Consider the following 22,495-nt stretch of genomic DNA (forward strand, 5'->3'; position numbering starts at 1 on the left):
CAGAAAAGCGGCAAAGGATTTCCGCCGGGTGTCAGCAAAGCGGCAATCGCTGGCACTGCGACACTAGCGAACCTTACCCAAGCACGAACCACTTGTTTAATATCGGCAGCACTGCAAACGCCTCTCAAGGAAGAAACGCGTGCCACGCTCACTGCTCAACCGATCCGTCCTGGCGCTGGCTGTCACCAGCGCCCTGCCCGCCCAGGCACAGACCCTAGCACTGGCGGAACAAGGCTTTACCGCGACCCGCCTGACCAGCACTGAAAACCTCGAGCTGACCGGTGCAGTCCATACGACAGGGCCCGGCATGACAGGCGTGAACCTGAGCGGCGGCAATCTCCAGGGCAACCTGATAAACCAGAGCAGCATCCAGGTTATCGGCCCTGACACAGTAGCCATGCGCCTGGCAGGCGATGGCAACGCGCCCCTGCAACTCGACAGATTCATCAACCAGGGCACCCTGGACGCCAGCGGCGAGGGTGCAACCGGCCTACTGATCGATGGCGTAGCGTTTCATCAAGACAATCAGATCATCAACAATGGCACCATCCGCGCCACCCAGACCGCCATTGCAATAGTCGATGCAAGCGTCAACGTAGCAACGGACGACCCGGTCTGGGGCCCCGACCGGGACCGGCAACCCTTGACCCTCATCAACACCGGCAGCCTGTTTGCGACCGGCAATGCCATCGATGCGAGCGCAACGGATCGACAGGTCAATGTCACGCTGAATGATCAAAGCAGCGTGCGCGGCAACCTCAAAGGCCTGAGCAACATCCAGGTACTGGGTGATGTGCGCGTTGATGGCAGCCTCATCGAGGTCAACAAACCAGGACTCTTCGGAGCAAAGGGTTGGCTATCTGTCGGCTCGGGCTTTCTCGAGCGCACCGGCAACCTGCAACTGCAATCAGCCCATACCACCCTTGACGGCAACCTGGCCATCAACCAGGGCTCATCACTCAGTTTGACCCTGAGCAGCACTACCCGGCCGGATACCCCGATACTGGACGTCAGTGAAACCGCCGCCTTCGGCGCCAACAGCCAGATCAGCCTCACGGCCACCGGCAGCGACTTCAGCGCCCAGGGCAGCCGCTATATTCTGCTGCGCGCCGACCAGTTGAGCATTGCCAACAACACCCTGGACGTTGTCAGCAGTTCCGCCCTGCTGAGCGTCGACAGTTACAGTTTCGACGAGCACAGCATCCAGGCAACGGTCACCGGCAAAGGCCAGGACGCGATCGACCAGATGTTGCTGCGCCAAGGCGCCACCAGCAACACACGCGCAGCACTCAACGCTTTTACCAGCGACCGAGTGCTGGCAACTCTCGAGGCCAGCAACCCGTTACTGCAGGCATTCGCCAACAGCGACGAGCGCGAACTGGCCCAACTGGCCAGCCAACTGCCCCCAGAGATCAATGGCGGCGCCACCCAGGCAGCAATGACCAGCCAGCGCCTGAACAGCGAGGCAGCCAACCGGCGCAGCGCTCAACTGCGCGAGCAGGACTCACAGCCATCCGGGCTATGGATACAAGGCCTGTACAACGATGCCGCACAAAGCCGCCGTGACAGCATCCAGGGTTACAACGCCTACAGCCGAGGCATTGCCATTGGTGCCGACACCAGGATCAACGAGCAACTGACAGCCGGCCTGACCTACAGCTACATCACCACCACCTTGAACGGCAGCAATCGCAACGCCAGCGAAGTCGACAGCCAAGCTTTCACCCTGTACGGCGGCTTCACCCAGGACAACTACTTTGTCGACGCCAGCCTGACCTATGGCCTGAACAGCAACCAGAGCAAGCGAGACATCGCCGGCAGCCGCGCCAAAGCCGATTACGACAGCGACCTGCTGGGCTTGAACCTGACAGCTGGCTACACCTACCGCATTACTCCGCACGTGCTGGTCGAGCCGCGCCTGGCGGCCCGTTACAGCCTGGTCACGCTCGACAGCTATCGCGAGAAAGGGTCCGCCGCGGCACTGAAGGTCGACGACCAACGATACGAAGCCATCGAACTGGGTGCCGGCCTGCGCGCCGCCAGCCGCCACGCAGTCGGCAGCGGAACACTCGAACCCCACGCCCGCCTGATGGCCTACCATGATTTCGCCGCTGACCAGGCACGCACCACATCCAGCTTCGCACTGGGCAGCAGCACCTTTGCCAGTCATGGCGCAGCTGTCGCCCGGGACAGCTACGAAGCTGGCATCGGCGTTGACTACCACCTTGGCGCAGCCAGCCTGGGACTCGATTACGACTACTACGGCAAGTCCGGCTTCGACGCCAATTTGCTATCAGCCACCCTGCGCTATCAATTCTGACCTGCAGACACAAACAAGGCCGGCACCCAATGATGGCGATGCCGGCCTTGCTGCATGCATGAACCGTCGCTTACTTGGCCTGGTAAATGATCCCCGGGCTGCACTGGACCATCTGGTAATGATCCGGCAAACCGTTGAGCGCTTCGGACGCGCCCAGGAACAGGTATCCGCCCGGCTTGAGCGTGCCGTGAATGCGCAGCAGGATGTCCTTCTTGACCTGGGCCGAGAAGTAGATCAGCACGTTGCGGCAGAACACGATGTCGAACTTGCCCAGGCTCGCATAGCTGTCGAGCAGGTTGAACGAGCGGAACTCGACACGGCTGCGAATCGGCGCCTTGACCGCCCAGCGCCCCGGCGCCTTGACGTCGAAGTAACGTTGCAGGCGCTCCTGGGACAGGCCGCGGGCAATCGCCAGGCTGTCGTATTCGCCGGTCTTGCAGTTGTTCAGCATCGAGCCGGACAGGTCGGTGGCAACGATCTGCGCACCCATCTTCAACTGGCCAATGTTGCTGCGCTCGAACTCGTCGATAGCCATGGAGATCGAGTACGGCTCCTGCCCCGACGAGCAGGCCGCCGACCAGATGCGCAGGCGCTGCCCGGGGTTGGCCTTGATCTGCTCGGGCAACACCTTGTTCTTCAGCACCTCGAATGGATAGGTGTCGCGAAACCAGAGGGTCTCGTTGGTGGTCATGGCATCGACCACCTGCTCGCGCAAACCACTGCGCGGCTGGCTCTGGATACGCTGCACCAGTTCGCCCAGGGACTTGATGCCCTGCTGCTCCATCAGCTTGTTGAGACGGCTGGAGACCAGGTATTGCTTATTTTCGCCCAGCAGGATGCCACAGGCTTTTTCCAGGAAGACCCGGAACTGTTCGAAATCCAAATTACCCGTAGACAATGATGCCGCCTCTTAAATCGTATGTACCGCCAGGAGCGAACGCCCCTGGCCGTTAGTGCGTGGCCTTGATCCGATCAACAACGCGCTGGGCGAGGTCGTCCGGGCGGAACTTGGCCAGGAAGTCATCGGCACCGACCTTCTTGACCATCGCCTGGTTGAACACCCCGGAAAGCGAAGTATGCAGGATGATGTGCAACTTTTGCATGCGCGGGTCGCTGCGGATCTCGGCCGTCAGGGTGTAGCCGTCCATCTCCGGCATCTCGATGTCGGAGATCATCATCAGGAACTCTTCTTCCGGCCGTTTGCCCTCGTCGACCAGCTTGCGCAGGTAGTCGAGCGCCTGACGGCCGTCGTTGAGCGCCACCACCTCGACGCCGACGGTCTGCAGGCAACGGCTGACCTGCTTGCGCGCCACCGACGAGTCATCGACTGTCAGCACCCGCAGCATCACCGCCTTGTCCTGTACCTCGGCATCCACCACACCGGCGGAAATCGCCTCGGAGGTCGGTGCCACTTCGGCGAGGATTTTCTCCACGTCGATGATCTCGACCATCTTGTTGTCGACCCGGGTCACCGCCGTCAGGTAGTGATCGCGCCCGGTGCCCTTGGGTGGCGGATGGATCTCCTCCCAGTTCATGTTGACGATGCGCTCCACCGAATGCACCAAAAACCCCTGGGTCTTGGTGTTGTACTCGGTGATGATGACGAAACTCTTGCTGGTTTCTTCACTCAGACCGGGCATTCCGGTCGCCATCGCCAGATCGAGGATCGGGATGGTTGCCCCACGAATATTCGCGACACCGCGCACGACGGGGCTGGACTTGGGCATTATGGTCAGGTTCGGGCATTGCAGCACTTCCCGCACCTTGAACACGTTGATGCCATAGAGCTGCTCGCCATTGAGACGGAACAACAGCAGCTCCAGGCGGTTCTGCCCTACCAGTTGCGTGCGCTGGTTCACCGAATCCATTACACCAGCCATGCCAGACTCCTTCACCAAACGCTTCGAGCTTCGTACCCAGTCGGCACGCGCTTTGCTTTTTTTAATCGTATGAACATGAAAACGACATTTTTCCGACGCCTGACCCGCCACCTGCCCGGCTTCCTTGCTGCGCTGTGCCTTCTGGCCCCTGGCGCTCGAACTCTGGCTGACGCTTTCACCTTGCCTGAACAGCTTATCGGTGTCACCCAGGGGTTTCTTGAATTCACCGTAGAAGATTACCTGGCCACCAGCCAGACCGAAGGCCGCTACGAGATCCAGGTCAACAACCTCGATCCGCGCCTGCGCATGCCGCTGTGCGACCAGCAGTTGGGCGCCGCGCTGGAGAGCCCGGCGCAGCCGATGGGCCGCGTCACCGTGCGGGTTCGTTGCGACGGCAGTTCACCGTGGACGGTGTTCGTGCCCGCCCAGGTACGTCTGTTTCGCAATGTGGTGACCGTGGTTCGCCCGCTCAAGCGCGACAGCATCGTCGGCGAACAGGACGTGGCCCTGCGTGAACGCGACGTGGGCATGCTCAACCAGGGTTTTCTCGGCAGCCTCGACCAGGCGGTAGGGCTCAAGGTTATCCGACCAACGGTCATGGATCAGGTCCTTACCCCCCAGCATCTGGAACAGGCCGAGGTGGTGCGCAAGGGTGACCAGGTGGTGATAACCGCCCGCAGCGGCAGCCTGGCCGTGCGCATGCCCGGCGAAGCGTTGAGCAAGGGCGGCCTGAGCGAACAGATCCGGGTACGCAACCTCAACTCCAAGCGGGTGGTCAAGGCCAGGGTCACCGGGCCGGGCCAGGTGGAAGTGGCCATGTAGGTACTTGAATCAACAACAATGCTGGCGATCAGGAACTGCTTTTCCTAAACTGTGTCCCATTGGATGCCCCGAACCGGCCGCGCACGCCATTGAGCATTTGCGCCTAAAGTTTCTTTCGGGTCGGCCGAAAACAAGGCAAGCGTCCAAATACCCAGAGGTTTTCTGATCATGGTCATCGACTTCAGTCGTTTGAATAACTCCCCGTCCGTTGCGGGCGGCGTGCGTACCGGCAGCAGCCAGGAAAGCACCGCCAGCACCGCTTCGGCCAAGGCTGGCAGCGTCGTTGAGAACAGCGCCAGCGGGGAAACCGTACACCTCAGCCACGAGGCCCAGCAGTTGCAAAAGGTCAGCGACAAGCTGCGCGACCAGCCGATTGTCAACAGCGCCCGGGTGGCCGAGTTGAAACAGGCTATCGCCGACGGCAGCTACCAGGTCGACAGCAACCGCGTCGCCAGCAAACTGCTTAATTTCGAAGCCCAGCGCTAGCCCCCGGCGCGCTGACTTCAGGACGCTTGAACCAAAGAGCCAGCCATGCACGACACTACTCTGCTGCAACTGATCGAAAACGATATTGCTCCAGCGCAAGAACTGCTCGAATTACTGCAGACCGAGAATGTAGCCCTGCACGGCCGCGACATGCCGCTGCTGGAAAACATTCTGGCGCGCAAGCAGTCGCTGGTGATCCTCCTCGATCAGCATGGCCGCCAGCGTAGTGAGCTGCTTGCAGGCCTGGGCCTGTCCCAGGACCGCGAGGGCGTCGCCCAACTGACCAGCGAGTCATCCTTCGGCGAGTTGCTGTTGCAGCAACTGGATGTACTGGGCCAACTGCTGGCTGACTGCCAGGCAGTCAACGAGCGCAATGGCCGCTCGATCCAGCTCCAGCAAAGCACCACCGCCAACCAGATCAGAATCCTCATGGGCGGCGAAGCGCCGTCGCTCTACGACAGCCGTGGGGCCACCTCTCCCCTCGCCAAGCCACGGGCGCTGAGCCAGGCTTGATTCCCCTGTATCAAGGCACGGAACATACTGGCAAAATGCCGTAACTTGCGTGTGACGATTTTGCCTGGAGAATGATTAACCGTGTTCAATGAAGCAGAAGCTCCGCAGCCTCCGAAGGTGCTCACCACCCCTTTGGAAATTGCCGCCAACTTGCGGTCGCTGCTAGAGAGCCATGACCCGCTGATCATCACCTTCCACGAACGCAGCCAGCGCTTTCAAAGCTATGTCGTTGAAGTCGACCGCGAAGGCAACCGCCTGGCCCTTGATGAAATGATCCCTCGCGACGGCGAACGCTACCTGCAAAATGGCGAACCGTTTCGCGTTGAAGGCTTTCATGATGGCGTGCGCATTGCCTGGGAGTGCAACACCCCGCTGAGCATCGTCGAAGCCGACGGCCATCGCTGCTACCGCGGCACCCTGCCGACCGAGGTCGCCTACCATCAGCGCCGCAATGCGTTTCGCGCGGCGCTGAAGCTTACCCAACTGGTGGATGTGGCACTCGACGGCGACAAGCTCAAGGGCAATGGCACCTTGCGCGGCAAGCTGCTGGATATTTCCGCCACTGGCTGCAAGTTGCGCTTTGAAGGCAATGTCGAAGAGCGCCTGCAACTGGGCCAGGTCTACGAAAAGTTCGCCACCGGCGCACCACTGGGGTTGTCCCAGGTCGAGGTCGAGCTGCGCCATCTGCATTTCGAAGAGCGTATCAATGCCACTTTTGCCGGCGTACGCTTTCACAACCTCAACGGGCAGATGCAGCGCAAGGTAGAAACCTTTGTGTATCAGCTGCAGCGTGAAGCGCGGCGGTTCGATAAAGACGATTACTGAGTCGCAACCCATCGCTGGCAACGCCAGCTCCCACAGGTGCGCTGCATACGTGGGAGCCGGCCTTGCCGGCGATGGGCCGCAACGCGGCCCCGACCACTCCATCACACCTGCGTCGGTTTGACCTCTTCAGCCACAACCTCAGCTTCAGCCCCCTCCTCCGCCTCGGTATCCTCGGCTGCCACCGGCGTCTGCATCTGATCCTGCACCACCTGCTCGTCAACCCGTGGGTCCAGTGCTGCCGACAAGGGCGAGCCTGCCGCCGGCATTGCCACGTGATGCAGCGGCGCATCGTCGACCTGGTGCAAACCGGTAACCGCTTTCGGCCGAATCCGCCAGACCAGCACCAGAGCAAAAAATACGAAGAAGGCATAGAGCATCTGGTTGCCCAGCAGCTTCATCATCACCCCGGCCACCAATGGCCCGATGCTCGCCCCCACGCCATAGGTCACCAGCAGCATTGCCGTCAGCGAAACCCGTCGCTCGCCCTCGACGTGGTCGTTGGAAAACGCCACCGCCAGCGGGTACAAACAGAACTGCAGCAGCGACACCGCAAAGCCCGCGACAAACAGCACCTCCAACGGCACGGCCGGCATGATCGCCAGCGGCAAGGCGACAATCGCCAGGCCCACCGCAACGCTGCGAATCAGCACCGCGCGGTCGTAGCGGTCCGACAACCAACCCAGCGGCCACTGCACCAGCAGCCCGGCGAAAATGCAGCACCCCATGAACAGACCCACCTGCTCGGTACTCAGCCCCTGCTTGGCCGCATACAAAGGCGCCAGGCCATAGAAGGAACCGACAATGAGCCCGGCACCGAGCACCGTACTCAGCGACTGCGGCACACGCTTGATAAAGAAGCGCGGCTCCATCGGCGCAGGTCTGAGCGGCGCCGGGTGAATCCGGCGAGTGAGCGCCACCGGCACCAGGCACAGGGCAAAGCACATGGCCACCAGCATCAGCAATTCAAGACCCAGTTGCGGATGCACCACCAGGATCAACTGACCGAGCACCAGGCCCAGGTACGAAGCGATCATGTAGCCGCTGAACACCGCGCCCCGCTGCTTGGCATCGGCCTGCTCGTTGAGCCAGCTTTCAATGACCATGTATTGGCACATCATGCCGAGACCAACGATGATCCGCAGCACCACCCAGGCCGGCAGCCAGCTGACCAGGCCATGGCCGAGCACCGCCGCGCCGACGATCCCGGCGCAGGTGGCATAGGCACGGATATGCCCGACCCGGGCAATCAGCCGGTGGCCGATCTTGCCGCCCAGGGCCAGGCCGAAATAGTTGGCGGCCATCAGCGCACCGACCCAGAGGCTGTCGACGTGGTCGGCCGCCAGGCGCAAGGCCAGGTAGGTACTCAACAAGCCGGAGCCGATCAACATCATCAGCGCAGCGAAATACAGCGCGCGAAAAGACTTCCAGATCTGTCGCATCAGCGTCCCGAACGGCTCCTTGAGCTGGTGGAAAAACTGCTTGAAAGCATAAGTGAAAAAAACCGTGTTGCAGGCGGCTGGCATAAAAAAACAGGTGGCAGACGCTTATCGAAGAATGTCTGCTACCTGCTTTTGAATTGTCCGAGCACTGCGTCAAAAACGCCTCGCGGGTTACGCCTGAGCTGCCAGTACGCGACGCTCCCACGGGGTGATCTCATCGAAGAAACTGGTCAACTCCAGGGTCTTGGTGGCGATGTAACCTTCGATGAACTCCTTGCCGAACAGTTCCCGCGCCAGCTCGCTACGCTTCAGACGCTCCAATGCCGCATGCAAGGTACATGGCAGGCTCAAATGATCCGGCACCGCGAATTCGCCCTGGATTGCTGGCGCCGGTGCAAGCTGCTGTTCGATACCGTACAGGCCGGCCGCCAGGCTTGCGGCAATCGCCAGGTACGGGTTGGTATCAGCGCCTGGCAGACGGTTCTCGACCCGTCGCGCCACGGGTGAGCTGGCCGGAATACGCAAGCCGGCCGCGCGGTTGTCTTCGGACCAGCAGGCATTGTTGGGCGAGGCGTAGGGGTGGCAGAGGCGCTGGTAGGAGTTCACGTTCGGCGCGAACAGGGCAGTGAAATCCGCCATGCAGGCCTGCTGGCCGCCGATGAAGTGATAGAAGGTCGGCGTCGGCTTGCCCTCGGCATCGCTGAAGACATTACGCCCGCCATCCACCTCCACCACGCTCTGATGAATGTGCATGGAGCTACCCGGCGTGTGCGCCAACGGCTTGGCCATGCACACCACGGTCAGGCCATGCTTGAGCGCAACTTCCTTGAGCAGGTGCTTGAACAGCAGGGTCTGGTCGGCCAGCAGCAGCGGGTCGCCGTGCAGCAGGTTGATCTCGAACTGGCTGACGCCCATCTCGTGCATGAAAGTATCGCGCGGCAGACCCAGGGCGGCCATGCAGCGATAGACCTCAGCGAAGAACGGACGCAGGCCATTGTTGGAGCTGACGCTGAACGCCGAATGGCCCTCTTCACGACGACCGTCCTTGCCCAGCGGCGGCAGGAACGGCTGGTTGGGATCGCTGTTGGGGGCGAAGACAAAGAACTCAAGCTCGGTCGCCACCACCGGCGCCAGGCCACGGGCGGCGTAACGAGCGATTACCGCCTTGAGCAGGCCGCGACTGGACAGTCCAGAGCTTTCGCCGTTGAGCTCGACCGCATCGCAAATCGCCAGGGCCCGCGGCTCATCACTCCAGGGCAGGCGATAGATGTGCTGCGGGTCGGCCACCAGCGCCAGGTCGCCATCGTCGCTGCCATAGAAGCGCGCCGCCGGGTAACCGCCCATGATGCATTGCAGCAGGACGCCGCGGGCCATCTGCAGGCGGCGGCCTTCGAGAAAGCCTTCAGCGGTCATCACCTTGCCCCGCGGCACTCCATTGAGGTCCGGGGTAATGCACTCGATCTCATCAATGCCCGTCAATCGCTCGGCGAGTGAGTTTTGGCCATTGGTCGTCATGACTCTATCCTTGTTGTTTTCGCATGCCGGGAACGGCGACGGTTACAACATAGGCACCGGGCGTTCGAAATTTCAAGCGCCAAACGGACGATGTGAACGTAATTTTCTACACAGCCTAGCCTGGCAGGGTCAGGCCATTGGCCGGCAGCGGCAGCGCGGTTTTATAGCGCACCTGTTTCAGGGCAAAACTCGAACGGATATTGGCCACCCCCGGCAAGCGCGTCAGGTAGTCGAGAAAGCGCTCCAGGGCCTGGATGCTCGGCAGCAATACGCGCAACAAGTAATCAGGGTCGCCGGTCATCAGGTAACACTCCATGACCTCCGGGCGCTCGGCAATTTCCTCCTCGAAACGATGCAGAGATTGCTCGACCTGCTTCTCCAGGCTGACATGGATGAACACATTCACATCCAGGCCCAGCACCTCCGGCGCCAGCAAGGTCACCTGCTGGCGAATCACCCCGAGTTCTTCCATGGCCTTGACCCGGTTGAAGCAAGGTGTCGGCGAGAGGTTCACCGAGCGCGCCAGCTCGGCGTTGGTGATCCGGGCATTTTCCTGGAGGCTGTTGAGAATGCCGATATCCGTACGATCCAGTTTACGCATGAGAGAAAATCACCTGTTTTTTGTCTTTATAAGGAATGTTTATCCGCAAGCCGAAGCAAAGGCAACGAACTTGAGAAAAATATTCTTCAGGCGCCGGAATATCATGTAGGACAAGACTGACTCCATGGTCACAAGCCGGGTGTCAGTAGCGACCGCTTCAAAGCTCAACAAAAACACAAGACAGAGCGAGCGTAAAAAAGCATGAACGAGTACGCCCCCCTGCGTTTGCATGTGCCCGAGCCTACAGGCCGGCCAGGCTGCCAGACCGATTTTTCCTACCTGCGTCTGAACGATGCCGGTCAGGTCCGTAAACCTCCCGTCGATGTAGAAGCCGCCGATACCGCGGACATCTCCTATAGCCTGATCCGGGTGCTGGATGACAAGGGTAATGCCCTGGGCCCCTGGGCCGAGGACGTCAGCCCCGAGATCCTGCGCCAGGGCATGCGCACCATGCTCAAGACCCGGTTGTTTGACAGCCGCATGGTGGTTGCCCAGCGGCAGAAGAAGATGTCGTTCTACATGCAGAGCCTGGGTGAAGAAGCCATCGGCAGCGGCCAGGCCATGGCCCTGAACCGCAGCGACATGTGCTTCCCCACCTATCGCCAGCAAAGCATCCTCATGGCCCGCGACGTGTCGCTGGTGGAGATGATCTGCCAACTGCTGTCCAACGAGCGCGATCCGCTCAAGGGCCGCCAGCTGCCAATCATGTATTCGGTGCGCGAAGCCGGCTTCTTCACCATCAGCGGCAACCTGGCGACCCAGTTCGTCCAGGCGGTCGGCTGGGCCATGGCCTCGGCCATCAAGGGCGATACCAAGATCGCCTCGGCCTGGATCGGTGACGGTGCCACTGCCGAATCGGACTTCCACACCGCGTTGACCTTCGCCCACGTCTACCGTGCGCCGGTAATCCTCAACGTGGTCAACAACCAGTGGGCGATCTCCACCTTCCAGGCCATCGCCGGTGGTGAATCGACCACCTTCGCCGGTCGTGGCGTGGGTTGCGGCATCGCCTCCCTGCGCGTCGACGGCAACGACTTCATCGCCGTGTACGCGGCCTCCCGCTGGGCCGCCGAACGCGCCCGCCTGGGCCTCGGCCCGACCCTGATCGAATGGGTCACCTACCGTGCCGGCCCACACTCGACGTCGGACGATCCGTCCAAGTACCGTCCGGCCGACGACTGGAGTCACTTCCCCCTGGGCGACCCGATCGCCCGCCTCAAACAGCACCTGATCGCCATCGGTCACTGGTCCGAAGAAGAGCACCAGGCGGTCAGCGCCGAGCTCGAGGCCGAGATCATCAAGGCGCAGAAAGAAGCCGAGCAGTACGGCACCCTGGCTGGCGGCCAGATGCCGAGCCCGGCCTCGATGTTCGAGGATGTCTACAAGGAGATGCCGGAGCACCTGCGCCGGCAGCGCCAGGAACTGGGGATCTGACATGAACGATCACAACACTTCAATCCAGTTGGAAACCGCTATGGCGACCACCACCATGACCATGATCCAGGCCCTGCGCTCGGCCATGGACATCATGCTAGAGCGCGATGACAACGTCGTGGTGTATGGCCAGGACGTCGGCTACTTCGGTGGCGTGTTCCGTTGCACCGAAGGCCTGCAGACCAAGTACGGCAAGTCGCGGGTATTCGATGCGCCAATCTCCGAAAGCGGCATCGTCGGAACCGCCGTGGGCATGGGTGCCTATGGCCTGCGCCCGGTGGTGGAAATCCAGTTCGCCGACTACTTCTACCCGGCCTCCGACCAGATCGTCTCGGAAATGGCCCGCCTGCGTTATCGCTCGGCCGGCGAGTTCGTCGCCCCGCTGACCCTGCGCATGCCCTGCGGTGGCGGTATCTACGGCGGCCAGACCCACAGCCAGAGCCCTGAAGCGATGTTCACCCAGGTCTGTGGCCTGCGTACCGTGATGCCTTCCAACCCTTACGACGCCAAAGGCCTGCTGATCGCCTCGATCGAAAACGACGACCCGGTGATCTTCCTTGAGCCCAAGCGCCTGTACAACGGCCCGTTCGACGGCCACCACGACCGCCCGGTAACCCCGTGGTCGAAACACCCGGCCAGCGCCGTACCGGACGGCTACTACACCGTGCCGCTGGACAAGGCGGCGATTACCCGCCCGGGCAAGGACGTCACCGTGCTGACCTATGGCACCACCGTCTATGTCTCGCAGGTGGCCGCTGAAGAAACCGGCGTCGACGCCGAGGTCATCGACCTGCGCAGCCTCTGGCCGCTGGACCTGGAAACCATCGTCGAGTCGGTGAAAAAGACCGGCCGTTGCGTGGTGGTCCATGAAGCCACGCGCACCTGCGGCTTCGGTGCCGAGCTGATCGCGCTGGTCCAGGAACACTGCTTCCATCACCTCGAAGCTCCGATCGAACGCGTCACCGGTTGGGACACCCCCTACCCGCACGCACAGGAGTGGGCGTATTTCCCCGGCCCTTCGCGAGTGGGCGCGGCATTGAAACGGGTCATGGAGGTCTGAATGGGCACGCACGTCATCAAGATGCCGGATATCGGTGAAGGCATCGCACAAGTTGAACTGGTGGAATGGTTCGTCAAGGTCGGCGATACCGTCACTGAAGACCAGGTCGTGGCCGATGTCATGACCGACAAGGCCACCGTCGAAATCCCTTCGCCGGTCAGCGGCAAGGTCCTGGCCCTGGGCGGCCAGCCCGGTGAAGTCATGGCGGTGGGCAGCGAACTGATCCGCATCGAAGTCGAAGGCGCCGGCAACGTAGGAGCGGGCTTGCCCCGCGAAGAGGCCAGTGCAGTCGCTGCACCTGCCCCTGAACCAGCAGCAAAACCTGCTGCACCAGCACCCGTTGCTGCACCCGCAGCCTCCACCCACCAGCCCGCCGCCATCGTTCCGCGCGAAGCCCACGAACGCCCACTGGCCTCGCCTGCCGTGCGCAAGCGTGCCCTGGATGCCGGCATCGAGCTGCGTTACGTACATGGCAGCGGCCCGGCCGGACGCATCCTGCACGACGACCTCGACGCCTTCCTGGCCCAGCCAACCACCAGCAGCCAAAGTGCCCCTGGCGGTTACGCCAAGCGCAACGACAGCGAGCAGATCCCGGTGATCGGCCTGCGCCGCAAGATTGCCCAGCGCATGCAGGATGCCAAGCGCCGCGTCGCCCACTTCAGCTACGTCGAGGAAATCGACGTCACCGCCGTGGAAGAGCTGCGCCAGCACCTGAACAAGAAGTGGGGCGACAGCCGTGGCAAGCTGACCCTGTTGCCATTCCTGGTGCGCGCCATGGTCGTCGCCCTGCGCGAGTTCCCGCAGATCAACGCCACCTACGACGACGAAGCCCAGGTCATCACCCGCCACGGCGCGGTGCATGTCGGCATCGCCACCCAGGGCGACAATGGCCTGATGGTACCGGTACTGCGCCACGCCGAAGCCGGCAGCCTGTGGAGCAACGCCGGCGAGATCGTGCGCCTGGCCAACGCCGCCCGCGGCAACAAGGCCAGCCGTGAAGAACTGTCGGGCTCGACCATCACCCTGACCAGCCTCGGCGCCCTCGGCGGCATCGTCTCCACCCCGGTAGTCAACACCCCGGAAGTGGCGATTGTCGGGGTCAACCGCATGGTTGAACGGCCGATGGTCATCAATGGCCAGATCGTCATTCGCAAGATGATGAACCTCTCCAGCTCGTTCGATCACCGCGTGGTCGATGGCATGGACGCGGCACTCTTCATCCAGGCCATCCGCGGCCTGCTCGAACAACCTGCCAGCCTGTTTGTGGAGTGACCATGCAACAGACGCTCAACACTACCCTGCTGATCATCGGCGGCGGCCCCGGCGGTTATGTCGCGGCCATTCGCGCCGGCCAACTGGGCATTCCCACGGTGCTGGTCGAAGGCCAGGCCCTGGGTGGCACTTGCCTGAACATCGGCTGCATTCCGTCCAAGGCGCTGATCCACGTCGCCGAACAGTTCCACCAGACCCAGCTGCACAGCCAGCAGTCGAGCCTGGGCATCAAGGTCTCGCCACCGAGCCTGGACATCACCCAGAGCGTGGCCTGGAAAGACGGCATCGTCGATCGCCTGACCAGCGGCGTCGCGGCCCTGCTGAAAAAACACGGGGTCAAGGTGATCCACGGCTGGGCGAAGATTCTCGATGGCAAGCACGTCGAAGTCGACGGCCAGCGCATCCAGTGCGAGCACCTGCTGCTGGCCACCGGCTCAAGCAGCGTCGAACTGCCGATGCTGCCGCTGGGTGGCCCGATCATTTCCTCCACCGAGGCCCTGGCGCCGAAAACCCTGCCCAAGCACCTGACCGTGGTTGGCGGCGGCTACATCGGCCTGGAGCTGGGCATCGCCTACCGTAAGCTTGGCGTCGAGGTCAGCGTGGTCGAAGCCCGCGAGCGCATCCTGCCAACCTACGACAGTGAACTGACCGCACCGGTGGCCGAGTCGATCAAGAAGCTGGGGATCAAGCTCTACCTCAAGCACAGCGTCGAAGGTTTCGATGCCGACAAGCAGGCGTTGCAGGTACGTGATCCTGAGGGTGAACTGCTGCAACTGAGCACTGACCAGGTACTGGTCGCGGTCGGGCGCAAGCCGCGCACCCAGGGCTTCAACCTGGAAAGCCTGGCGCTGAAGATGAACGGTTCGGCGGTTGCCATCGACGACCAATGCAAGACCAGCATGCTCAACGTCTGGGCCATCGGCGATATCAGCGGAGAACCGATGCTCGCCCACCGGGCCATGGCCCAGGGTGAAATGGTTGCCGAACTTGTTGCCGGCAAGTCGCGGCGCTTCGAGCCGGCCGCCATTGCCGCGGTGTGTTTCACCGACCCGGAACTGGTGGTGGTTGGCAAGACCCCGGAACAGGTCGAGCAGGATGGCCTGGACTGTATCGTTGCACAGTTCCCGTTCGCCGCCAACGGCCGAGCCATGACCCTGGAATCGAAAAGCGGTTTCGTGCGCGTGGTCGCCCGTCGCGACAATCACCTGATCCTCGGCTGGCAGGCGGTCGGCGTTGGCGTCTCGGAGCTGTCCACCGCCTTTGCCCAGTCACTGGAAATGGGCGCGTGCCTGGAAGATGTGGCGGGAACCATCCACGCTCACCCAACCCTGGGTGAGGCGGTACAGGAAGCGGCACTGCGCGCCCTGGGGCACGCCCTGCATCTGTAGACACTGAAGCGGCTGAGGCCGATTTGACCCGCTGCTCCGTGCAGCGGGTCCTTTTTCATTCACCGATTTCATCCTTGCCGGCCGCCTTGGCCCGGTACAGCGCCTGGTCCGCCCGGCACAGCAGCTGCGCCTGCCCTTCACCTTCCAGCCACTCGACCACGCCATAGCTCATGGTCAGCAACCGCTCGCCCACCGGCGGCGCCTGCTCCAGCGCCTGGCGAATCTGCCGCGCCAGCTGCAGCGCCTCTTGCCGCTGCGTGCCCGGCAGCACCGCAACGAACTCATCACCGCCCCACCGCGCCAGCAGGTCATCGCTGCGCAGGCAGACCTTGATCCGCTCCACCGAGGCGATCAGCGCCTGATCACCCTGGGCATGGCCGTACTGGTCGTTGATCGGCTTGAAGTCGTCGATATCCATGATGATCAGCGCCAGCGGCTGGCGAAAGCGCCGCGCCCGCTCGCACTCCTGCTGCAGGACCTTTTCCAGGCGGTAACGGTTGGCCACCAGGGTCAGGGCATCGCGCTCGGCCAGGTCGCGGTTCTCATCGAGCTGGCGCTGCAGTTGCTGATTGACCCAGGACAGCTCGCGGGTGCGCTCGGCGATCTGCGCTTCCAGGCTCAGGTTCTTTTCCTCCAGCCGATCAACCAGGCGCCTGGCGTCATCGATATTGCGGTGGGCACCGAGCATCCGCGCCACCGAACCATCCTCGTTGCGCGCAATTATGTGGCCGCTGTCCTCGATCCACAGGTAGCTGCCGTCCCGGCAACGACAGCGGTACTGGATGCGGTACCGCCCGGCGCGATCAGTGAGGTAATCCTCGAAATGCGCCATCACCCGCGGATAGTCCTCGGGGTGGATCACCCCTTCCCAGGTCAGCACCGTATTGTCGAGGGAATGGCTCGGGTAGCCGAGCATCCTGTACCACCCGGGATTGCGGTAGACGTAACCGGTGTTGGCATTCCAGTCCCAGATCCCGTCGCTGATCAACTCCAGCAGGGTTTGCAACTGCTCTTCCCTGAAGTCGGCCAGCGGGGCCTTCAATGGTGGTGTATCTGACGTTTGAGTCATGGACGATCTCCCTTGTCCAGGCAACTACGCCCCAGCCGGATGTTGGTGCTGCCGGTTTGAATTGATTTGCCGCTGACGGCAAGGGTTTTCCTCTTCGGGGCAAAGCATGCTCCGATTCCCTACCCGCCGTACAGCGCCACCCCCTGAATATACTAGCTCGTGGACCTGTCAGCAGAGCTGGCACAAGACTTGCCATTGATCGATGGTCAACTTGCATCCATCAAGGAGAGTGATCAGGTGAGTAGCATCAATGCCGTCGGCGCCCAGCCGCTGACCATCAACCCGACCCGTGGCGTGGCCGAGGCGGCCGCCGCCGAACAGGCCCAGTTCCGCCCGCCGGTGCCCACCAGCAGTGCCAATCGGCAGCAGCACAGCCATGGCAATAGCTCGCAGCAAAGTGCCGAAGACGCCCGCGAGGAAGCTTTCGCCAAGCTCAAGGTACAGCTGCAGAACCCGGATGTGGACATGCGTGAGCGGGCCAGCATCGGCACCAGCGAATCCGGCAAGAGCGCCACTCAGGCGTTTCGCGAGTACATGGCCCTGAGCCCGGCGGAGAAGATCAAGCTCAAGCTGCTCAACGAACTGGGCATCAGCCAGGAAGAGTTCGAGGCGTTGCCACCTGCCGAGAAGGACAAGATCGAACGCAAGATCGCCGAGCAGATGAAAAAGCAGACCGAGCTGGAGTCGCTGGCCAGCCTCAACTCCCAGCTGCAAGGGCCGGCAATCTCAGCCAAGCTGGTGGCCAATCTGACTGCGACCCAAGGTGGCAGCGATGACAATAAGGATCAAGACCTGGCATCCGCCTCTGCTCTGACCCAATCGGCGAATGCCTGAACCTCGGGGCGCTGCAAGGCTTCTTGTCGGCACACCAGGTAGTAGGCGAAACGCGCAGGCCAGGGTTTGTCGAGGGCCAGTTGCAGCCTGCCGCTGGCCAGGTCTTCCGCAGCGTGGGTGTCCTGTACCAGCGCTATGCCCTGGCCTGCAGCCGCTGCACGCAACAGCAGCAGGTCATCCTCGAAACTCGCACCGCGTGCTGCCCGCGGCTCATCGGCCACGCCATGAGCCTGTAGCCAAAGCATCCAGTCGGCGCGATCGGCATCGTGCAGCAACGGATACTTGAGACAATCGGCGGGGCGCTTCAAGGCCGGCCCTTGCGCCAGCAACTGCGGGCTGGCCACCGGCAACAGGACCGGTGCCAGTAAACGAATCGACGCCAGCCCCGGGTACTGGCCGAGCCCATGGCGCAGGGCGACGTCGATACGCTCACGTTGAAAATCCACCAGCTTGGCCGAGGCCTCGACGCGCACTTCGATCTGCGGGTGCAAGGCATTGAAACGGCCCAGGCGCGGTACCAGCCAGGAGGCTGCGAAAGACGGCACGGTGCTGATGGTCAGGGTCTTGCCCGGCGCCAGTTGCTCCAGCAATGCCAGCGATGCCTCGATCTGATCGAAGCCCTTGAGCAGCCCCGGATACACCCGCGCGCCGGCTTCGCTCAGGTGCACGCCATGGCGGCCACGCACGAACAACACCACGCCCATGCGCGCCTCGAGCAGGCGCACCTGCTGGCTGACCGCCCCCGGCGTTACCCCCATGCGCTCGGCGGCCGCCTTGAGGCTGCCCAGACGTGCCGCTTCAGTGAAGGCCCGCAATGCCAACAACGGTAGAACCGCGCCCATTTCTACCCTCTCCATGGTTTAGAAAATCTATCGCCTAAACGCAGAATTGATCGTTTTTCAATCAGCCAAGGCCTGCCTAGCATAGCCCTTCTCTGAACACTCCTGAAGAGAAGGCCCATGCCGTTGATTCTTTATAGCGATAGCTCACCTAATGGCTTCAAGATCACCATCGCCCTGGAAGAACTAGGGCTGCCCTACACCCTCAAGCACGTGCAGATCGACCGTGGCGAGCATCGCCAGGCTGACTTTCTCAAGCTCAACCCCCATGGACGCATCCCGGTACTGGTCGATCCCGAGTCCGATATCACCCTCTTCGAGTCTGCGGCGATCCTGCTGTACCTGGCCGAAAAGAGCGCACGCCTGCTGCCGGATCCCCCCAGCGAACGCTGGGCGGCCATTACCTGGTTGCAGTTTCACGCAGCGAGCATGGGGCCGATTCTGGGTCAGCGCGTGCATTTCGAACTGTTCGCCCAGCAGCCCTGCCCCGAGGCCATCGCCCGCTACCGGCGCCTGAGCGAAGAACTGTTCAGCACCCTCGACCAACGCCTGGCCGACCGGCCCTGGCTGGCGGGCAGCAGCTATTCGATCGCTGACATCGCCACCTTCGGCTGGACCCATATCGCCCGGGTTATCGACTTCGATTTCAGCCAGTACCGGCATCTGAGCGCCTGGCATGAGCGCGTCAGTCAGCGCCCTGCCGTCCAGCGCGGCATCCGCCTGCCAGCACCTGCCACTGGCCCCTGAAGCGCAACAAGGAATTTGCCGATGAACCCGACATTAACGGGCGCCAGCGCCCATGCCTTCGCCCATCACCCCGGCTATCGACGCATGTTCGCCGCCGACCACCTGACCCTGGGTATCTTCCTGCCGCTGCGCTTCTACCGCGGCGACATGGCGGTGCTCAATGGTCAGGCCGCGCTGGTCAGCGAGATCGACCGCCTGGGCTTTGCCGCCGTCTGGGTGCGTGATGTGCCGTTGTACGATCCGCACTTTGGCGATGCCGGCCAGCTGTTCGATCCTTTCGCCTACCTCAGCTACCTGGCCGCGCACACCCGGCGCATCGCCCTGGCCACGGGCAGCGCGATCTTCGCCTTGCGTCATCCGATCGACCTGGCCAAGGCCGCCACTACCATCGACCAGTTGTCAGGCGGGCGCCTGGTCATGGGTATCGCCTCCGGGGACCGCCCGATTGAGTTTCCCGCCTATGGCCTGGAGCACAGCGAGCGTGGCGAGCGCTTTGCCGAGGCAGTGCGTTATTTTCGCCAACTGCTGCAGGTTGGCGACCATCCGATTCAATCAGCACTGGGCCACCTTAGTGGCGCTCAACTGCTGCCCAAGCCCGTCAGCGGAGCCATCCCACTGCTGGTGACCGGCAGTTCGCGCCAGTCCCTGCAGTGGCTGGGCGAGCACGCCGATGGCTGGCTGACCTTTCCTGAGGCGACCGAGAACATTCTCGGCCCTCGGCGCCTGGCCGAAAAAATCCGCGCCTGGCGCGACCACATTCCCGGTGGCGGCTTTCGTCCGCACGTGACCAACGAGTGGATCGACCTGAACGCCAACCCCGACTTTCCACGCACGGCCATGCAAGGCGGCTACGTGCTGAGGACCGGGCGCAAGGGGCTGATTGATCTGCTCGGGGAATGGCAGGATGCCGGGGTCAATCATGCGGCGCTGGGCATACAGTTTTGCCAGCGGCCGGCAGACGAAGTGATTCAGGAGCTGGCAGAAGAAGTGCTACCGCTGTTTGCGTCCCATGAAGGGCCGTTGCCGTTGCGGCAAGACTGGTAGGCCCCAGGCCGCTGTTCACGCAGCAGCGGCCTGGCACCACAAATCATCGACTTCTTGAAATCACTGCACTCATGTATTGATTCAAATCGCGAAAATCCTGAACCCTCCAGGCGTACGGCGATAGCTTTACGCCATTCTCTCGCAATGTTCTCGGAATCAGGTCGCCATTGGGGCGAAGTATTACCGATGAGACAATAACGCCCGGATAATCAGCCAATCGTTTTTTGAAAGCGGCGGTTGTAAGGTCCGGGGTAGGAGGGTTGCTTTTGTTAGCCAACGGCCCTGTACCCTTGAGATCTGCGCCGTGACACATGACGCACCTCTGTAAATAGAGATTTTTCCCGTTATCCGCAAAGGACAGTGATGGTTGAATTAGCGATAAAACCCCTAGGGAAGCAATGAATAATCTTTTCATTTTTCATGCAGCCTTAATGAAAAAACCCCTCCAGATGATTCTGAAAGGGGCTTTATTTATTCCTTCCGCTGCCACGCTGCCGTCACAGAGAAACGCAGTCAGACAGATGGCCAGAAAGGCCCGAATTCATTGGTGTCCCAGGGCAGGTTCGAACTGCCAACCTTCCCCTTAGGAGGGGGATGCTCTATCCAATTGAGCTACTGAGACGCAGAGCCGGCAACGAGCGTCGCGCGGCAGGGACGGCGTGCATGTTAACCAGCAGGCCGGCATTTGTCATGTCATCCGTGGGGCTTTTTGCCTGTGGGCTTTTTAGCGGATCGTGCAATCTGCAATGAGGCAGTCAGCCATCATTGCAGATTGCACGGAAAATCACGCGAAAAACCAACGTAAGCGACTGATTTTAAAGGGTAAAAACCGATAAAAAGCCTGGCATGCAGTGTGCTTTATCTATTTCATGAAAAGTGGCTAGGGCTCAGCCCTCACCTTTGCGGAGTATGCCCATGAACAGCACCCTGCTTCTGCTCAACGCCCTGGCTCTGGCCGTTCTGGTTGGCCTGGTCGTGCAACCCGACGGCATTGCCGTGCCTGCGCAGGCCCATGCCGTGCCGGCGATGAAGGCGCAACTGGCGGTGTTTGGCACCCAGGCCGCGCAAGTACAAAGCGCACCCCAAGTCAGCAACGAACGGCTGGTGTTCTAGGCTTCAGCTCGCGCCAAGCAGGCCTTGCTCGCGCAGCAGCCCAAGCAAGCGCTGGACCGCATCGGTCAAGGACGTGGAGTTGTCCAGCACTTGCACTTCACCCTCCTCTACCCTCACCTGCTGTGCCCGCGCCAGACGCTGCTCGATGTCTTGAGCGGTTTCCCGGTTACGATCCAGCAAGCGCTGGCGCAATACCTGATGATCAACCCGCAGCAGCACCGGTAACAGGTCCGGGTAGCGTTCACGTGCCTGCTGCAAATGCGCGCGCGAGCCATTGACCAGCACCGCCTGCCCTTCAGCCAGCCAGGCATCGATTTGCACCGGTATGCCATAGGCCAGGCCATTGGCCTGCCACTGCAGGGCAAAGGCGCCCTCGGCGCACAGGCGTTCGAACTGTTCAGGGGATACACCGATGGCATCTTCGCCCTTGGCCTCGGCCGAACGGGTGATCACGCGCCGGGCGATGTGCACGTTCAGGCGCTGCAGTTCAGGGCGCGCCGCATCGATGAGGGAATCTTTTCCGGCACCTGAGGGTCCCATCAGGTACACCAGACGACCCGGGTTCACTGTACGCCGCGTCGCGCTTGCGTCATGCTGCATAGCCACTATGCTCAATGGTAAGAAAGCACGCGCATTCTAGACGCTTTCCAAGGCCTTTTCTGCCTGTTGCATGCCGTTGCCGACGAAGGTCTGCAGCAGCGGAAAAAGAGAAAATGAAAACTTTTCAAACCAGTGCTCATTTCTGATAATTGGTACTGGCAAAACGCCTTTATCCGGTTCAATATTTGTCACAGAATTGACGCCAAGGAACCGGCGATAATGAGGCATGATTCACGCCTCATTCACAATTCAGGTTGAACATTTTGACGCCGGGATGGTCGTAGTGACATCGTGCGGCCAATTTCGAGAACCGCTTCCCCCTGAACCAAAAACCGGTCAATTATATGCGCCCAATGAAACAGGCTATTTACTCAAGCCGCACCGCTGACAAATTCGTCGTCCGCCTCCCCGACGGAATGCGTGAGCGCATTGCCGAGGTAGCGCGCAACCACCACCGCAGCATGAACTCGGAAATCATCGCTCGCCTGGAGCAGAGCCTTATTCAGGAAGGTGCACTGGGTGAAGAACTGAGCATGCGTCTGGACAGCCCGGAACTGTCCCTGCACGAACGCGAACTGTTGCAACGTTTCCGCCAGCTTTCCCATCGCCAGCAGAATGCGCTGGTGTCGTTGATTGCCCATGACGCCGAGATGGCAGCTGACGCTTCCTGATTTCGTGGCACAATCACTCAAGG

Annotated in this window: 24 protein-coding genes and 1 tRNA gene; 14 read left to right on the forward strand and 11 right to left on the reverse strand. The window is 61.6% G+C overall.

The features are described from left to right. Positions 1-139: 139 nt before the first annotated feature. Positions 140-2,320 (forward strand): autotransporter family protein, encoded by a 2,181-nt coding sequence (locus CCOS864_RS20410; RefSeq protein ID WP_115088102.1) that lies wholly within the window; start codon positions 140-142, stop codon positions 2,318-2,320. 70 nt (positions 2,321-2,390) lie between these two features. Here the strand turns inward: CCOS864_RS20410 and cheR are convergent, their stop codons facing one another. Both cheR and CCOS864_RS20420 read right to left on the reverse strand, forming a co-directional pair. Continuing rightward, on the reverse strand, positions 2,391-3,218 hold the full coding sequence (gene cheR / locus CCOS864_RS20415) for a protein-glutamate O-methyltransferase CheR (protein ID WP_115088103.1): 828 nt from the start codon (positions 3,216-3,218) through the stop codon (positions 2,391-2,393). Positions 3,219-3,270: 52 nt separating this feature from the next. Beyond that, entirely contained in the window at positions 3,271-4,200 is a 930-nt protein-coding gene (locus CCOS864_RS20420) for a chemotaxis protein CheV (RefSeq protein WP_115088104.1), read from the reverse strand. Between the two features lie 69 nt (positions 4,201-4,269). On the opposite strand from CCOS864_RS20420, the gene flgA reads away from it, so the two are divergent. The 4 genes from flgA (at position 4,270) to CCOS864_RS20440 (ending at position 6,846) form a co-directional block, all read left to right on the forward strand. Next, positions 4,270-5,022, forward strand: a complete 753-nt coding sequence (gene flgA, locus CCOS864_RS20425) for a flagellar basal body P-ring formation chaperone FlgA (RefSeq protein WP_115088105.1) — start codon at positions 4,270-4,272, stop codon at positions 5,020-5,022. 168 nt (positions 5,023-5,190) lie between these two features. After that, complete coding sequence (flgM, locus tag CCOS864_RS20430; protein WP_115088106.1) at positions 5,191-5,508, forward strand: flagellar biosynthesis anti-sigma factor FlgM; 318 nt, start codon at positions 5,191-5,193, stop codon at positions 5,506-5,508. Positions 5,509-5,553: 45 nt separating this feature from the next. Beyond that, positions 5,554-6,021: a flagella synthesis protein FlgN gene (locus tag CCOS864_RS20435; RefSeq protein ID WP_115088107.1), complete on the forward strand. Its 468-nt coding sequence runs from the start codon at positions 5,554-5,556 to the stop codon at positions 6,019-6,021. A gap of 81 nt (positions 6,022-6,102) precedes the next feature. Continuing rightward, a complete protein-coding gene (locus CCOS864_RS20440; RefSeq protein ID WP_115088108.1) occupies positions 6,103-6,846 on the forward strand; it encodes a flagellar brake protein in 744 nt (247 codons plus the stop codon). 101 nt (positions 6,847-6,947) lie between these two features. On the opposite strand, the gene CCOS864_RS20445 is transcribed toward CCOS864_RS20440, so the two are convergent. From CCOS864_RS20445 to bkdR, 3 genes are all read right to left on the reverse strand, one after another. Further along, positions 6,948-8,285: an MFS transporter gene (locus CCOS864_RS20445; RefSeq protein ID WP_115088504.1), complete on the reverse strand. Its 1,338-nt coding sequence runs from the start codon at positions 8,283-8,285 to the stop codon at positions 6,948-6,950. Between the two features lie 171 nt (positions 8,286-8,456). Continuing rightward, entirely contained in the window at positions 8,457-9,698 is a 1,242-nt protein-coding gene (locus CCOS864_RS20450; RefSeq protein ID WP_208644391.1) for a glutamine synthetase family protein, read from the reverse strand. A 217-nt stretch (positions 9,699-9,915) separates the two neighbouring features. Next, positions 9,916-10,401, reverse strand: coding sequence for a Bkd operon transcriptional regulator BkdR (bkdR, locus tag CCOS864_RS20455; RefSeq protein WP_045189126.1), 486 nt, complete (start codon positions 10,399-10,401; stop codon positions 9,916-9,918). A gap of 201 nt (positions 10,402-10,602) precedes the next feature. Here bkdR and CCOS864_RS20460 point away from each other — a divergent pair, with 201 nt between their 5' ends. From CCOS864_RS20460 to lpdA, 4 genes are read left to right on the forward strand one after another with little or no spacing between them, the layout of a single operon-like run. Beyond that, the gene (locus CCOS864_RS20460) at positions 10,603-11,835 is read left to right on the forward strand and encodes a 3-methyl-2-oxobutanoate dehydrogenase (2-methylpropanoyl-transferring) subunit alpha (protein ID WP_115088110.1); all 1,233 of its coding nucleotides are present in this window, start codon (positions 10,603-10,605) and stop codon (positions 11,833-11,835) included. A 1-nt stretch (position 11,836) separates the two neighbouring features. Next, a complete protein-coding gene (locus CCOS864_RS20465) occupies positions 11,837-12,895 on the forward strand; it encodes an alpha-ketoacid dehydrogenase subunit beta (protein WP_038996423.1) in 1,059 nt (352 codons plus the stop codon). Beyond that, entirely contained in the window at positions 12,896-14,167 is a 1,272-nt protein-coding gene (locus CCOS864_RS20470; RefSeq protein WP_115088111.1) for a dihydrolipoamide acetyltransferase family protein, read from the forward strand. 2 nt (positions 14,168-14,169) lie between these two features. After that, positions 14,170-15,555, forward strand: a complete 1,386-nt coding sequence (gene lpdA / locus CCOS864_RS20475) for a dihydrolipoyl dehydrogenase (protein ID WP_115088112.1) — start codon at positions 14,170-14,172, stop codon at positions 15,553-15,555. 55 nt (positions 15,556-15,610) lie between these two features. On the opposite strand, the gene CCOS864_RS20480 is transcribed toward lpdA, so the two are convergent. Continuing rightward, the gene (locus tag CCOS864_RS20480; RefSeq protein WP_115088113.1) at positions 15,611-16,624 is read right to left on the reverse strand and encodes a sensor domain-containing diguanylate cyclase; all 1,014 of its coding nucleotides are present in this window, start codon (positions 16,622-16,624) and stop codon (positions 15,611-15,613) included. A 237-nt stretch (positions 16,625-16,861) separates the two neighbouring features. Between CCOS864_RS20480 and CCOS864_RS20485 the strand changes: the two genes are divergently transcribed. Further along, positions 16,862-17,458: a hypothetical protein gene (locus CCOS864_RS20485; RefSeq protein ID WP_148708567.1), complete on the forward strand. Its 597-nt coding sequence runs from the start codon at positions 16,862-16,864 to the stop codon at positions 17,456-17,458. Here CCOS864_RS20485 and CCOS864_RS20490 read toward each other — a convergent pair. Then, positions 17,410-18,300 carry a LysR substrate-binding domain-containing protein gene (locus CCOS864_RS20490; protein WP_115088115.1) on the reverse strand — a complete coding sequence of 297 codons (891 nt, stop codon included), beginning with the start codon at positions 18,298-18,300 and terminating at the stop codon, positions 17,410-17,412. The genes CCOS864_RS20485 and CCOS864_RS20490 overlap by 49 nt on opposite strands. A 117-nt stretch (positions 18,301-18,417) precedes the next feature. Here CCOS864_RS20490 and CCOS864_RS20495 point away from each other — a divergent pair, with 117 nt between their 5' ends. Together CCOS864_RS20495 and CCOS864_RS20500 are read left to right on the forward strand one after the other, a co-directional pair. Then, positions 18,418-19,044: a glutathione S-transferase family protein gene (locus tag CCOS864_RS20495; RefSeq protein WP_115088116.1), complete on the forward strand. Its 627-nt coding sequence runs from the start codon at positions 18,418-18,420 to the stop codon at positions 19,042-19,044. A 21-nt stretch (positions 19,045-19,065) separates the two neighbouring features. Further along, positions 19,066-20,088: an LLM class oxidoreductase gene (locus CCOS864_RS20500; protein ID WP_115088117.1), complete on the forward strand. Its 1,023-nt coding sequence runs from the start codon at positions 19,066-19,068 to the stop codon at positions 20,086-20,088. 43 nt (positions 20,089-20,131) lie between these two features. Here CCOS864_RS20500 and CCOS864_RS20505 read toward each other — a convergent pair whose 3' ends face one another. Both CCOS864_RS20505 and CCOS864_RS20510 read right to left on the reverse strand, forming a co-directional pair. Next, a complete protein-coding gene (locus tag CCOS864_RS20505) occupies positions 20,132-20,503 on the reverse strand; it encodes a c-type cytochrome (protein WP_115088118.1) in 372 nt (123 codons plus the stop codon). Between the two features lie 130 nt (positions 20,504-20,633). Further along, positions 20,634-20,710 (reverse strand) — tRNA-Arg (locus tag CCOS864_RS20510). Between the two features lie 293 nt (positions 20,711-21,003). On the opposite strand from CCOS864_RS20510, the gene CCOS864_RS20515 reads away from it, so the two are divergent. Next, positions 21,004-21,201 carry a hypothetical protein gene (locus CCOS864_RS20515; RefSeq protein ID WP_115088119.1) on the forward strand — a complete coding sequence of 66 codons (198 nt, stop codon included), beginning with the start codon at positions 21,004-21,006 and terminating at the stop codon, positions 21,199-21,201. A gap of 3 nt (positions 21,202-21,204) precedes the next feature. On the opposite strand, the gene phnN is transcribed toward CCOS864_RS20515, so the two are convergent. After that, positions 21,205-21,801, reverse strand: a complete 597-nt coding sequence (gene phnN, locus CCOS864_RS20520) for a phosphonate metabolism protein/1,5-bisphosphokinase (PRPP-forming) PhnN (protein WP_115088120.1) — start codon at positions 21,799-21,801, stop codon at positions 21,205-21,207. A 36-nt stretch (positions 21,802-21,837) separates the two neighbouring features. Continuing rightward, positions 21,838-22,029, reverse strand: coding sequence for a hypothetical protein (locus CCOS864_RS20525; protein ID WP_115088121.1), 192 nt, complete (start codon positions 22,027-22,029; stop codon positions 21,838-21,840). A 116-nt stretch (positions 22,030-22,145) separates the two neighbouring features. On the opposite strand from CCOS864_RS20525, the gene CCOS864_RS20530 reads away from it, so the two are divergent. After that, a complete protein-coding gene (locus tag CCOS864_RS20530; RefSeq protein ID WP_010226671.1) occupies positions 22,146-22,472 on the forward strand; it encodes an Arc family DNA-binding protein in 327 nt (108 codons plus the stop codon). Positions 22,473-22,495 lie beyond the last annotated feature (23 nt).

The organism is Pseudomonas wadenswilerensis (assembly GCF_900497695.1).
Classification (GTDB): Bacteria; Pseudomonadota; Gammaproteobacteria; order Pseudomonadales; family Pseudomonadaceae; genus Aquipseudomonas; species Aquipseudomonas wadenswilerensis.